The organism is Patiriisocius marinus (assembly GCF_008974325.1).
Classification (GTDB): Bacteria; Bacteroidota; Bacteroidia; order Flavobacteriales; family Flavobacteriaceae; genus Patiriisocius; species Patiriisocius marinus.
This window is the reverse complement of the sequence record NZ_BKCG01000002.1, coordinates 103,795-117,457: the sequence shown is the minus strand read 5'-3', so window position 1 is coordinate 117,457 and position 13,663 is coordinate 103,795. Positions and strand designations below refer to the sequence as shown.

The window sequence follows — 13,663 nt, the reverse complement described above, 5'->3', positions numbered from 1 at the left end:
ATTAAAGTAATTATTACTACTGAAATTTTTTATCTAAATCTGTTGAATCTAAAGTAATAATCACTGGTTTATTTGATGGTGAGACACTTGGCTCTTTACATAAAAACAGTTGATTTACTAAATGCTCTTGTTCCTGCTTAGATAGTTTAGTTCCGGTTTTTATCGCCATACTTTTAGCCATAGACCTTACTAACATATCGTTTTGACTAAAGCCAGCATCTGGCACTTCAGCTAAAATATCCTGTATAATTTGCTCTAACACAATACCAGCTTGGCTCTCTACTAGTGCCACAGGAAGTCCTGTAATCTCAACACTATCATCCTTAAAAGAAGCAAAAACAAAACCTGTATGTTCTAATTGCTGTCGTACTTTTAAAAGCGCTTCAATATCTGGTTTAGAAAAATGCAACTCTAATGGAAATAATAATTGCTGACTTACCGCTTGATTTAATGTGATATTTTTTAACAACTCTTCATACAACACACGTTGATGCGCTAAATGTTGATGTATTACTAACATCCCACTTTTAATGGGACTAATAATGTATTTATTTTGAAGCTGAAATGTTATAGAACTAGTCTCTTGTGCATCATCATCAAACATTTTACTTGTCACCTCTTCTGTTTCGTAAGTAAATTGACCTGGGTTTAAATCACTTTTAGAAGAAAACTCATTGTCTTTCAAACCTACATAAAGCGAATCCCAATTTTCGGTTGCTTTTTCTTTTCTAAACGAAGTACCTGCTAATGATCTTCCACTAGACTTTGTCTCAGTCTTAAAAGGATTAAAATGTCTATCAACTTCTATGGTAGGTGCCACAGCTCTTTTACCTGCATATTCATAGGGAGTATCTAAACTAGATTCTCTATTAAAATCTAATACTGGCGCAATACTAAACTGTCCTAAACTATGTTTAACAGTAGCACGTAATAAGGCATAAAGCGCGTGCTCATCATCAAACTTAATTTCTGTCTTTGTGGGATGAATATTGATATCAATTGATTTAGGGTCCACCTCTAGCATTAAAAAATACCCTGGTTTACTTCCATCTTTCAATAATCCTTCAAAAGCTGATGACACTGCGTGATTTAAATAAGGGCTTTTTATAAAACGATTATTTACAAAGAAAAACTGTTCACCTTTTCCCTTTTTAGCAAAATCAGGTTTTATCACAAAACCATTGATTTTTAATATTTCGGTTTCCTCATCAACAGGAACTAACTTTTCATTGGTCTTGTTTCCAAAAATATTTACAATTCGTTGTCTTAAATTACTAACAGGTAAATTAAAAACCGAAGTACCATTATGCACCATACTAAATGCAATTTGTGGATGCGCTAATGCAACGCGATGAAACTCATCAATGATGTGACGTGTTTCCACTGGATCACTCTTTAAAAAGTTGCGTCGTGCTGGTATATTATAAAATAAGTTTTTAACCGAAATCGTCGTACCCGTTGGCACTACGGCTGCTTCCTGAGAAGTAACCTGACTGCCTTCAATACAAATATGGGTTCCTATTTCTGAAACATCTTGCTTGGTCTTTAATTCTACGTGAGCAATTGCAGCGATAGAAGCTAATGCTTCTCCACGAAAACCTTTAGTATGTAAATTAAACAGATCTTCAGCTACTTTTATTTTTGAGGTGGCGTGACGTTCAAAACTTAATCGCGCATCGGTTGTACTCATCCCGCAACCGTTATCAGTTACTTGAACAAGGGTTTTTCCTGCATCTTTAATTAAAAGTGTGATTGATGTTGCTCCCGCGTCAATTGCATTCTCTAGCAACTCCTTAACTACTGAGGCTGGTCGCTGAACAACTTCTCCCGCAGCAATTTGATTTGCAACGTGATCTGGTAAAAGTGAAATTACATCTGCCATTAGATTCCAAATATTGACAAATCGAAATCTATAAAGACTAAAAAGAGTAGAATTAAAACAGCAACAATTATTAACACAGTACTATTCCAGTCAACATTATTTCTATTTCTAGTTGATATGCGAGCATTTTGCCAATGTCCGGCATAGTCATTATCGTTATACGTATCTGCATACGCATCAAATTTAGTGGGATGTTTTTGATCCTCTGCTCCTTCCTTACCCTTATAGTAACGAGGTGTATAGTTGAACCGATTGTTCGATTTCAACTTTTTTATAACTGTGAATTTTATTGGGCCCATAGACTAGAGTATTCTCCTCAAAAATACGGATTTTACCATACTTTAAGGAATATTAGTAGCCCTTAGTTTTTAACAAAAAGTATTCCGCAAATAAAATGAATACAGTTGCCAAAATCGAAAATCAAGCATTTGTTTCTTTTAGCAAACTGAAACTTTAGCAAAGCAGAAATAATTAAAATTTAGCGTCAACTCTTAGTTGCGCCATTTTAATAGCTGCAATAGCTGCCTCAGTACCTTTGTTACCGTGCTTTCCACCACTGCGATCAATAGATTGTTGTCTGTTATTATCAGTAAGTACACAAAATATAACAGGAATATCGCCTTGAACATTTAAATCCTTAATTCCTTGTGCTACACCTTCGCACACATAATCAAAATGCTTTGTTTCTCCTTGTATAACGTTTCCTATTACAATAACAGCATCAAGCATATCATACGCTTGTGTCATTTTTTTTGCTCCGTAAATAAGCTCAAAACTTCCTGGAACATTCCAGCGTACAATGTTTTCTTTAATACCTCCGCAATCTAAAATTGCGTCAAATGCTCCTTGAAACATTCCGTTTGTGATTTCTGGATTCCATTCTGAAACAACAATCCCAAACCGAAAATTTTTCGCGTTTGGGATTGTTGTTTTATCATAGGCAGAAAGGTGATTACCAACTGTTGCCATAATTTTTTTTATTTTAAGTAGTATTCCACCCTTTAAAATTTCGGCTTTGCCTTGTTTTACAGAATAGTATACTAGTACTAGTTCATTGCTTCAGCCTGCGCTAAATAAACTTTAGCCTTAGCTGCTTGCTCAGAATCAGCGTAGTTTTCAACTAGATTGTTTAAGTGCTTTTTTGCTACATCAGCTTTTCCTAATTGTAAAGCAGTAATCCCTGCTTTTAACAGAAAACGTGGTGCAGTAAAATCGTTATTTTGCATTGTAGCTGCTGTTTCGTAATACCCTAAGGCTTTATCTGCTTGATCGATCTGTACAAACGCATCACCTATTGCCCCTTTAGCTATAGGGCCTAACATTGCATCATCGCTAGAAAACTCATCTAAATGACTAATTGCATTTTTATAATCATTAGTGTTTAAATAAGACATACCTGCGTAATATTGTGCAAGGTTAGCCGCTTTAGTACCACCATAGTTATCAATAATATCAAGGAAACCATATTTACCTTTACCACCATTTAAGGCCATATTGTAAATTGAATCACTAGCTGTTGTTGCTGCTGTTGCTTCGTCAAAGAACGTTTGCGCTTGGAACATTTCAGCCATAGCCTCATCTTCTTTAGGTGCTTGTACAAAGTTTACATACGCTAAGTATGCAAGTACTGCAAGTGCAATAACTCCAACAAGAGTTAAAATTATTTTTTGGTTTTTCTCAACCCAAGCTTCGGTTTTATTTGCTCCTTCATCTAGCGTGTTGAACACTTCAGCAGTAGCGCTGTCGTCTTCAAATTCTTCGATTTTCTCTACCTTAGTTTTTGGTTTACCGCCTCGTTTCTTGTAGGTTGCCATAGTTTTAATTTAATGTGGGGCAAAAATAAAATTTTTATCATAATATAAAAGGGAAAAGATTTCTTATTTTTCAATAATTTGCATCTTGAAAACTAAAAAAAAATAGTTTTCATTTTTTCTTCGGAAATTTTACACAATCACCTCATTTTAATGCAATTAGAACAACTCTCTTTATTAAATTACAAAAACTTTGAATCGGAAACTTTTAAGTTTGACCCAAAGATTAACTGTTTTGTAGGTCATAATGGCGTAGGAAAGACAAATGTGCTCGATGCAATCTATCATTTATCCTTCGGAAAAAGCTATTTCAACCCTATTACGGGGCAAAATATAAAACACGACACAGATTTTTTTGTAATTGATGGTATGTATGAAAAATTAGACCGTCCAGAAAAGATCATTGTAAGTGCAAAACGAGGTGCTAAAAAAATAATAAAGCGCAACGGAAAACCTTATGAAAAGTTTAGCGAGCACATAGGTTTCCTGCCTTTAGTAATTATTTCGCCTGCAGACAGGGACCTTATAACTGAAGGTAGTGATACAAGACGTAAATTTATTGACGGTGTAATTTCGCAAGGCGATTCAGATTATTTAAATCAACTTATTAATTATAATAAAGTGCTTTCTCAACGAAACGCTTTACTAAAATATTTTGCTGCGAATAACACACACAACCAAGATACTTTAGATATTTATGATGAACAATTAACACAATATGGCACTGCTATTTTTGAGAAGAGAAAAACATTTCTAGAAAGCTTTTTGCCTATTTTTTTAGAACGTCACAAATCAATTAGTGCTGGAGCTGAAGTTGTTAGTTTAGGTTACAAAAGCCAATTAGAAGATGCCACACTTCTTAGCTTATTAAAAAATAATATTAATAAGGATAAGCAATACCAATACACCAATTTTGGGATTCACAAAGACGATTTACTTTTTGAAATTGATGGTCACCCTATAAAGAAATTTGGAAGTCAAGGGCAACAAAAATCGTATCTCATTGCTTTAAAGTTAGCGCAGTTCGATTTTATTAAAAAGCAAAGTGGTGTAACTCCACTCCTGTTATTAGATGATATTTTTGACAAATTAGATGCCAAGCGTGTTGGTCAAATTATCGCTTTAGTTAATGACGAGAATTTTGGACAACTTTTTATAAGCGACACCCACGCAGATAGAACCGAGGCTGTTGTGAAAGAGATTCACCAGACGTATAAAATGTTTAAATTATAACACCATTATTCTTTAACAAATTGCTCTACAAGCTCTCCCTTTGCAGTTTCTGCTTTCAGAAAATAAACACCCGATTTTAAATTATGTACTGGTATTGTTGTTAGATCTTTTTCTTGGCGCAACACTACTTTACCTTGTACATTGAAAATCGTAATTTTTTCTATTACAGTATCTTTTGCATTAATATTAAGAAACCCATCTGTTGGATTAGGATATATTTTTAAGGTAGCTAGGGCTTGATCTTCTATATTTAAAATGGTGAAGTTCTCATACCAAGCAATTTTATCATCAATAAACGTAGAAGAAATAGGATCTATATCTCCATCATTATCTAAATCTGCAGCTGAAACTGTAGCAACACTACCATTTTCCAAATTAAAAATTTCTTGTTTATTACTAAAACTTCCTAGCCCATCAAGATTTTCATACCAATGAACCCTAGTATTAAAGTTTTTTCCAGCAGTTAGAACATCATTATCCCCATCATTGTCTAGATCTGCGACAAAAGTCCATCTAACTTCAAAGTCATTTGTTGCAATACTTTTTTTAGGACCAAATGCGCCTTGACCGTCCGTATTTTCATACCAAGCTACTTCATCATCTCCTGACGAAGGTGTTACAATATCAATATCCCCATCTCCATCTAGATCTGCTGAAAATAAAGATAGTACAGCTTGTCCTGATGGGGCTATTATATTAGGTGCACCAAAATTTCCTAGTCCATCTAGATTTTCATACCAAGTAAGCACTTCAGATCCAGATGAAGAAGCTACTACGTCTAAATCATTGTCATTATCAATATCCACTAAATTAAAGTAACGTCCGTGATTTGCTTGATTTGAAATTAATTGTTTTGTTGAAAATGTACCCGTATTACTATTATTTTCAAACCAATAGATGGCACTTTCACTACCTGCGGAAGCAACAATATCTATAAAACCATCACCATTTAGATCAGCACCAGCTACAGCAAAAGCACCAATAGTATTTGAGGAAACTATTTTTATAGGACTAAAATTACCAAGCCCATCAATATTTTCAAACCACACTACTAAATTTTGTGATCCCGATACAGCAAGCACATCTTGATCACCATCCCCATCTAAATCGGCAGAATTAACAAAACTAGTAAATTCTGCATCCCCAATAATATTAACTTCGCTAAAAGAACCTGTACCTCCCAAATTCTCAATCCAACCAACATTTCCATCAAATTGTGAACTATACAAAATATCAAAAAAACCATCTCCGTTTATATCAACAGGAATTATATTTCGAACTGCATTTGCCGCTGTTGTAATAGTTTGTTGGTCTCCAAATTGTGCTTGTAAAATAGTTGAAGAAAAGAGCACAATATAACTTGCTAAAAATTTTAAATGATTATTCATTTTCTTTAAATAATATTTCTTGTTCAACACTACCGTCTAAATAATTCTTATCAATTGCGTATAAGCCTGGAGCTAAATTACTTTTTAAGTGTTCGTTGTTTATTTCTAAAGAATCTTTCTCTTGTATAGATACATTATTATTAAAAACGCCGTCGTTAAACCTAACAACCCTACCAGAAGCTGGGCCTTTGTTATTATTATCATAACATTTTCTAATATTATAATATTCAAGTGTATTGTTAACTTGTTGTATACTTATTGCACTATGATTAGGATGAATAATATCGTCATAATTACTTTCATCAAAAGTATTAGAAGAAATAATACTGGTTGAATTAAAACTAAAACTAGTATCATAATAATCTGATGGTTGTGGATAATTTCCATCACACTCTATGAATTCATAATCAAAACCTGGCTGAAACAATGGGGGTACATCATCGTCAGGACCTGATAAATAATAGCCCCCTTTATAAGGTTCATAAAGTACTTCAAAGTCTGTACGCGCATTTATTAAACTTTGGTACTGTGGATCTTCTAAAGTTTCTAACATTCGTACAACTTGTCCATTTGTAAACTGCGCTCTGCAAACTGGTCGAGTATATGACATAATATTTTGTGCATCTTTTGGAAAAATCTCATATTCAGTTCCTTGACAATCTTCACCTCCAACCATATACAAACAGGTATTTTCATCTATATATGCGTATGGGTTGTATGAATCATTTTGGCATTCAACTAAATTATCCTCTTGAAATCTATAACAATACTCTTTTGAAAAGTCTGGCACAGCAGCAGTATCTACAATTTGATCTGCTCTTATACGTGCATTAAAGTCTGGATTTAGAGCACCATCAGGAAGAAACTCAATTCTTGTAACATGTTCGCAAACATCTGGAAACAATGGGTTATTATGTCCTAAATGCGTATGTGCCAACCCTAAATTATGACCTATTTCATGTGCTAAGCCAGCATTTAATAAATTATTATAATTTATTACTAATCTATTTTGACCCTTACTACCAATCCCTCCTCTTTCAAAAGCATATGGCACATAGATATTTATAGCATTTTCATTGTTATAATCACCATCATAGCCACCGTAATCACCAAAAATTGATGGGTCATATATAAAATTATTAAAACAATTTGCCAACTCGTTTAATTGCATCCAACCAAAGCCATGTGTTTGGTTACTATCCTGATAACAATTTACGTTTGCTGGTGGTGGACTATTAATTTCAGCAAAACCTGTGTACTTAAAAAAAATATTATATTGATTATATATAATATTTAAGTTCGCAACTGATTCTAAGACTAGATTTTCAGTTAAAGGAGCAAGACTTTCACCATTTGTATCATTTACTTGCCAATAAAACAAGTTTAATACTACTGGTTCAAAGCTGTCTATTGTCTCCTGATCAATAGCAAAGCTATAATTTTCAGGGTTTGTAATAGGCTCATCAATAGTACCACAATTAAATATTTCTTGACCCAATAAATTTGGATAAAAATTAGTGATAAAAATTAGTGATAAAAAAATACTTTTAAAATTAATAGCATTTGAGTTATTAATAAATGTTTTCATAATTTTACTGACTATTTATAAGATAAAGATAGCAACAATACTAATTCTACCCAAATTGAAAAACACATTATTCAACTTAATACTTGTCAGTTTACTAATACTAGCAACATCTTGCTCACAAAATAAAGAAGAAATGCTAAAAAATATCCCCGGTTATTGGGAAATTGAAAGTGTAAAAAACGAAGACGGAGCACTTAAAGAATTTAAAATTAGTACTACCATTGATTTTATAGAATTAAATGGCAATAAAGGGCTTAGAACAAAAGTAAATCCGCAGTTAGATGGAACTTTTAAAAACAATGGAACAACCGAAAATTTTAGCATTGATAAAAGTGGAGAAAAACTTGTTTTAAATTATGACAACACTCTTGACCAATGGAGTGAAGAGGTAATTGAAGTAACAAAAACGAGTTTAATTGTAACCAACGCAGCGGGTAAAGAATACCGTTATAAACGTTTTGAAAAATTTGATTTTAACCTAGAGTAGTTTATTGAAAGTAACTCACATTGATAATAGCATAATGGCAAAAAAAAGAAGAGCAGAAAACATCACTATTGGAGATGCCTTAAAACAGTACATAGGTAACGGTAAACTTGCTCAAGGACTAGACCAAGTAAATGTAAAAGATGCGTGGTTTAAAGTAATGGGCTCTGGAGTAGCTGGCTATACTACTAATGTTATTTTAGAAAGAGATGTTTTATTTGTAAGTCTTTCATCCTCTGTGTTACGTGAAGAGTTAAGCTATGGTAAATCTAAAATTGTAAAAATGATTAATGAAGAGTTAGGAAAGGCATTAGTTGATAAAGTAGTGCTTAGATAAAGATATATTTAATAGTCAAAATTATAACAGACTTAAATAGATAAAAAAAAGCCGCAACATTTATAGTTGCGGCTTTTCTATATTCTATAGTTTATGTTCTTAGAACATCTCTCTTCCTGCAAAATGGAAAGCTCCTTCAATAGCAGCATTCTCATCACTATCACTTCCGTGTACAGCATTTTCTCCAATAGAAGCAGCATATAATTTACGGATAGTACCTTCAGCAGCATCAGCTGGATTAGTAGCACCAATTAACGTACGGAAATCATCAACAGCATTTTCTTTTTCAAGAATAGCAGCTACAATAGGTCCACGTGTCATATACTCAACAAGCTCTCCGTAAAAAGGACGCTCACTGTGTACTGCGTAAAACTCTTGTGCATCTTGAGTAGTCATATGCGTTAATTTCATTGCTACGATTCTAAATCCTGAAGCATTGATTTTTTCTAAAATTGCACCTATGTGTCCTTTTTCAACACTATCAGGCTTTAACATTGTAAACGTTCTATCTGTTCTCATTTTTTTTAAAATTTGTGCAAAAATAATCGTTTTTAGTGGAACAACAAGTTTGTTTACAATTGTTTAATATACAAAGTGCATTAAACAATTGATTTACAACTACAACTATGAGGATTACGCTTACTAAAAAAGTAAAAATCTACCTTACTTTTTAATTATTTGCGACTTATCATTTAAGCCTTCAACTTTAATATCTGGGTTACCATATACATAGATAAAACTCTTTCCTTGTGCGTAAAGTTGTAGCTCCTTACTAGCATATACATATAAGTCTGCTTTACCACTAGCAATAATATTAGCGTACTCGCTTTCTAAATCTTCCGCTCTTACATCACTTGTTCCTGTAGCAGTAAGTTTCATTTTAGAAACATCACCTTTTAAACTTACATCAGATCGCTTATTGATTTCTAATTCAAGCTCTTGAACATTTAAATCGCCTTTTAGATATGCGTTTTCATTAAAAATCATTTTTTGAGTTCCACCCTTTAGTTTTAAATCACCTTTAGAATTATTATTTAATATAAAAACTCCTTCAGTAATACTCATATCTAAATCATAATCAACATTATCTAATGCTTTAAAAACCAAGTTTGACACATCAACTTTATTTAACGACTTTAGTTTCACATTATCACGTAGCGTAATTTCATCTAAATTTTTATACGTAATGTCAAGTTCCATTTTTTTGCTTGATTGAATAATTTGTGAAGGCACTACTTTTAAAATACCCTCAATAATTGAAATATCTAAAACCTCCACAAGGTTTCCATCTATTTTTAAATGGTATTCATTTGTCTCGCCTCTTTTTATAGTCACCTCAACATCACCGCGAATATCAAGTCCGTTAAAATCTTCAAGTGATTTATAAATATCTGTCACTTCTCTATTACCTTTTACTTTAGGCGTTTTTTGTGCCGCACAACTTGATAAAAGAATAACTGAAAGACAAAGTGTAATTATATGTTTCATAGTAAATTGGCTGATAATACTCAGCAGGTTATATTGTTTAATTTAGAACAAATGTATGCATTAGCAATAAATACTTATAGCAATTATAGCCAAATATTTATTAATACTAATCGTATTATTTCATTAACTAACAAGGTAATAAGGCCTTAAAATTTCGGCTAAAAGAGCTTCGGAAATATTATAGATTTGAAACCTTAGCCATTATAATTTACTATTAGAAATCGTATCTTTGTTACCTATGGAAAAGGCACTAAGCACAGAACTAAAGCAACTTTTAACTAAAGAACAACGTATTGTAATTATAGGGCATAAAAATCCTGATGGTGATGCTGTAGGATCAACACTTGGTCTTCACTTGTTTTTTGAAAAATTAGGGCTTAATAGCTCAGTAGTATTGCCCAACGATTTTCCAGATTTCCTAAAGTGGATGCCACAAGCTGATGCCGTATTAAATTTTGAAAAACAAAATCAGCAAGCAATTCGTAAACTTGAAGAAGCAACTTTAATCTTCACTTTAGATTTTAACTCTTTTGCTCGCGTAGGTGATGTACAATCATATTTAGAAAAGAGTGAAGCTACGTTTGTAATGATTGATCATCACCAACAACCAGATGATTATGCAACGGTTACTTACACTGACGCTACAATTGGTTCCACTTGCGAAATGGTCTTTAATGTTATTGAAGCACTTGATGGCTTAGAGCACATTTCAGCAGATATTGCTACCTTATTATACACAGGAATAATGACTGATACTGGAAGTTTTAGATTTCCATCAACTACAGCACGCACACATAGAGTTGTTGCTTCATTATTAGATTGCGGTGCAAACAATGCTGAAATACATCAGAACGTTTACGACACAAATTTTACATCAAGAATGAAGTTATTAGGTGTTGCACTTGATAACCTTGTTGTTCTTGAAGAATATAATACTGCCTATATAACTATCTCTCAAAAAGAACTTGATGACAATCATTTTAAAAAGGGAGATACAGAAGGATTTGTCAACTATGCTTTATCAGTTTCAGGCATAAAATTTGCATTAATTTTTATTGAAAACAAGCAAGAGAATATTGTAAAAATTAGCTTAAGAAGTGTGGGAGATTTTTCAGTTAACGAATTCTCTCGTGCATACTATAATGGTGGCGGGCATAATAATGCTGCCGGTGGCAGGAGCTTGCTTTCACTAGACGAAACTGTAAAACAATTTATTAGTATATTGCCAGAATATAAAGAAGCCCTTTCATAATGAATAAAGTAGCTGCACTATTTTTAATGTTTTCAATGTTCATTTTAGGTTGTACAACACCTGAAGCGAGAAAGCCTGTGAAACAGAATTCAGGTAGCTTTATTTCAGCATCTGCTGAACGCAACAAAAAGTTATTTGAAGAAGAAAAAGAAATTATTGAAGCTATAATTAAAGCAGATTCTAACGCTACTTATATTACTTCTGAAAGTGGATTTTGGTACAATTACCAAGTAAAAGATACAACAGCACTTAGTCAAAAACCTTCGCATGGAGATTTAATTACGTTTACTTATAACGTAAAAGATCTCGAAGGAAACACCATACTTTCAAAAGAAGAAAATGGACTCATTAATTACCGCGTAGATTTATCAAATCAAGAATTAATTTCAGGAATTAGAGATGGAATTAAATTATTAGAAGTGGGTGAAACAGCTACATTTCTATTTCCATCATATAAAGCATACGGATACTACGGTATCGAAAAAAAGTTAGGAACGAATGTTCCAATTGCAAGTACAGTAACCTTATTATCAATAACTCAAACAGAAGAAAATTAGATTATGAAAAAATTATCAATCTTATTATTACTAACTATCGCTTTTGCATCTTGTCAAAACAAATACCCAGATTTAGAGAATGGTGTTTATGCTGAAGTTGTAACGACTAAAGGAACATTTGTAGCTAAATTATTTAATGATGCTACACCTTTAACGGTATCTAACTTTGTTTCGTTAGCTGAAGGTACAAATGGAATGGTAGATGAAAAATACAAAGGAAAGCGTTTTTACGATAGTATTATTTTTCACCGTGTTATTAAAGATTTTATGATTCAAGGTGGTGATCCACTAGGAACAGGCTCTGGAAACCCAGGATATAAATTTCCTGATGAGTTTGTAGATTCATTAAAGCACGACAAAAAAGGTATGTTATCTATGGCTAACAGTGGCCCTGCTACTAACGGAAGTCAGTTTTTTGTAACGTTGAAAGAAACTCCTTGGTTGAACGGAAAGCATACTGTTTTTGGGGAAGTTGTAAAAGGAATGGAAGTTGTTGACGCTATTGGAGCTACTGAAACTTCTAAGCCTGGAGACAGGCCAGTAGAAACGATAATGATTGAAACAATCAACATTATCAATAAAGGAGGTCAAAAAGTACCATACTTTACTGAAGCAATGGAAAAGATTGAAACTGAGAAAAAAGTAAAGCAAGAGCGTATTGCTAAAGTTGGTAGTGATAACTTAAAAGCTTTAAATGCCCTTAAAAAAGATGCTGAAAAATTAGACTCTGGTATTATGATCCATTGGGATAAACGTAGCAAAGGGCAAAAACCTGCAGAAGGTTCAAGAATTTATATGAACTATGCTGGTTACTATGCAAAAGATGGAACGATGTTCGATACTAACCGTCTTGACGTTGCAGAACGTTTTGAAGCAGTAAATGAAGCACGTAAAGCTGCAAACCAATACATTCCTAGTGTATCAGACTACGGGAAAGATGCTCGATTAATCCCAGGATTTAGAGAAGCACTTTTACAAATGAGTGTTGGTGACAAAATTACAGCATTCATTCCTTCACACTTAGGATATGGTGAAAGAGGAAATGGATCTATAGGACCAAATGAAGATTTAATTTTCGAATTAGAACTTACAGGGATTGTAGGACAACAATAGTCTACTATCTCTTATATAACAAAAGCCAGCTAAATTTTAGCTGGCTTTTTTGTTTTGTGTAATAACTTTAAAAACAGTATTCATTATTTGCCCTATCATACTCAGTACTGTTATATATATTTATTAAAATAGGTAATAATTTATTTTTTTCCTTATTCCAATTTTGTTTAGAACGGAGTATTTGTTTTGTGCTTTTTTCAATTTCTGAAATATCAATTATTACATTATTATCTGTAGTCTTTATTTCTCTAATAGTTAAAGCCCCACATATAGGAATCTCAATAAACACTGAATTATTTTTTGGCACAGTTAAACAGAATATTCCATATGAATCTGTGATAACAGCTCGTTTTAAACCTACATAAGGAACCAAAATTCCGTCTTTTGGTATATCATACCCTTTAACAATTCCAGAAACTTTCCTGAATTCATTTTCGACTTCCATACTCTGTGAAAAAATAAGATTTGTCAAGAATACTATCAATATGATAATGTGTTTCACTTGGTTTTAATTTATTATAAATCTTAGA

15 protein-coding genes are annotated in these 13,663 nt (G+C 32.9%); 6 read left to right on the top strand and 9 right to left on the bottom strand.

The genetic code is table 11. The features are described from left to right. Positions 1–16: 16 nt before the first annotated feature. From mutL to GBH57_RS05500, 4 genes are all read right to left on the bottom strand, one after another. Positions 17–1,882, bottom strand: coding sequence for a DNA mismatch repair endonuclease MutL (mutL, locus tag GBH57_RS05515; RefSeq protein ID WP_151673080.1), 1,866 nt, complete (start codon positions 1,880–1,882; stop codon positions 17–19). Continuing rightward, positions 1,882–2,148, bottom strand: a complete 267-nt coding sequence (locus tag GBH57_RS05510) for a hypothetical protein (protein WP_235904650.1) — start codon at positions 2,146–2,148, stop codon at positions 1,882–1,884. Before GBH57_RS05510 ends, mutL begins: the two co-directional genes overlap by 1 nt. 205 nt (positions 2,149–2,353) lie before the next feature. Continuing rightward, entirely contained in the window at positions 2,354–2,851 is a 498-nt protein-coding gene (ribH, locus tag GBH57_RS05505; protein ID WP_151673078.1) for a 6,7-dimethyl-8-ribityllumazine synthase, read from the bottom strand. A gap of 77 nt (positions 2,852–2,928) precedes the next feature. Beyond that, positions 2,929–3,696: a tetratricopeptide repeat protein gene (locus GBH57_RS05500; RefSeq protein ID WP_151673077.1), complete on the bottom strand. Its 768-nt coding sequence runs from the start codon at positions 3,694–3,696 to the stop codon at positions 2,929–2,931. A 150-nt stretch (positions 3,697–3,846) separates the two neighbouring features. On the opposite strand from GBH57_RS05500, the gene recF reads away from it, so the two are divergent. After that, the gene (gene recF, locus GBH57_RS05495; RefSeq protein ID WP_151673076.1) at positions 3,847–4,926 is read left to right on the top strand and encodes a DNA replication/repair protein RecF; all 1,080 of its coding nucleotides are present in this window, start codon (positions 3,847–3,849) and stop codon (positions 4,924–4,926) included. A 5-nt stretch (positions 4,927–4,931) separates the two neighbouring features. Here the strand turns inward: recF and GBH57_RS05490 are convergent, their stop codons facing one another. Together GBH57_RS05490 and GBH57_RS05485 are read right to left on the bottom strand one after the other, a co-directional pair. Next, complete coding sequence (locus GBH57_RS05490) at positions 4,932–6,314, bottom strand: T9SS type A sorting domain-containing protein (protein WP_151673075.1); 1,383 nt, start codon at positions 6,312–6,314, stop codon at positions 4,932–4,934. Then, positions 6,307–7,902: a zinc metalloprotease gene (locus GBH57_RS05485; RefSeq protein WP_151673074.1), complete on the bottom strand. Its 1,596-nt coding sequence runs from the start codon at positions 7,900–7,902 to the stop codon at positions 6,307–6,309. The genes GBH57_RS05490 and GBH57_RS05485 overlap by 8 nt, the downstream gene beginning before the upstream one ends. Before the next feature lie 133 nt (positions 7,903–8,035). Here GBH57_RS05485 and GBH57_RS05480 point away from each other — a divergent pair, with 133 nt between their 5' ends. Further along, a complete protein-coding gene (locus GBH57_RS05480) occupies positions 8,036–8,389 on the top strand; it encodes a lipocalin family protein (protein WP_151673073.1) in 354 nt (117 codons plus the stop codon). Positions 8,390–8,423: 34 nt separating this feature from the next. Continuing rightward, entirely contained in the window at positions 8,424–8,723 is a 300-nt protein-coding gene (locus GBH57_RS05475; RefSeq protein ID WP_151673072.1) for a DciA family protein, read from the top strand. Between the two features lie 99 nt (positions 8,724–8,822). Here GBH57_RS05475 and GBH57_RS05470 read toward each other — a convergent pair whose 3' ends face one another. Beyond that, positions 8,823–9,242, bottom strand: coding sequence for a nucleoside-diphosphate kinase (locus GBH57_RS05470; RefSeq protein ID WP_151673071.1), 420 nt, complete (start codon positions 9,240–9,242; stop codon positions 8,823–8,825). 144 nt (positions 9,243–9,386) lie between these two features. After that, entirely contained in the window at positions 9,387–10,211 is an 825-nt protein-coding gene (locus GBH57_RS05465; RefSeq protein WP_151673070.1) for a GIN domain-containing protein, read from the bottom strand. Between the two features lie 238 nt (positions 10,212–10,449). On the opposite strand from GBH57_RS05465, the gene GBH57_RS05460 reads away from it, so the two are divergent. From GBH57_RS05460 to GBH57_RS05450, 3 genes are read left to right on the top strand one after another with little or no spacing between them, the layout of a single operon-like run. Continuing rightward, positions 10,450–11,463, top strand: coding sequence for a DHH family phosphoesterase (locus GBH57_RS05460; RefSeq protein WP_151673069.1), 1,014 nt, complete (start codon positions 10,450–10,452; stop codon positions 11,461–11,463). Then, positions 11,463–12,020: a gliding motility-associated peptidyl-prolyl isomerase GldI gene (gene gldI, locus GBH57_RS05455; RefSeq protein ID WP_151673068.1), complete on the top strand. Its 558-nt coding sequence runs from the start codon at positions 11,463–11,465 to the stop codon at positions 12,018–12,020. The genes GBH57_RS05460 and gldI overlap by 1 nt, the downstream gene beginning before the upstream one ends. Before the next feature lie 3 nt (positions 12,021–12,023). Then, positions 12,024–13,133 (top strand): peptidylprolyl isomerase, encoded by a 1,110-nt coding sequence (locus GBH57_RS05450; RefSeq protein WP_151673067.1) that lies wholly within the window; start codon positions 12,024–12,026, stop codon positions 13,131–13,133. A 67-nt stretch (positions 13,134–13,200) separates the two neighbouring features. Here GBH57_RS05450 and GBH57_RS05445 read toward each other — a convergent pair whose 3' ends face one another. Beyond that, a complete protein-coding gene (locus GBH57_RS05445) occupies positions 13,201–13,635 on the bottom strand; it encodes a hypothetical protein (RefSeq protein WP_151673066.1) in 435 nt (144 codons plus the stop codon). Between the last annotated feature and the right edge of the window lie 28 nt (positions 13,636–13,663).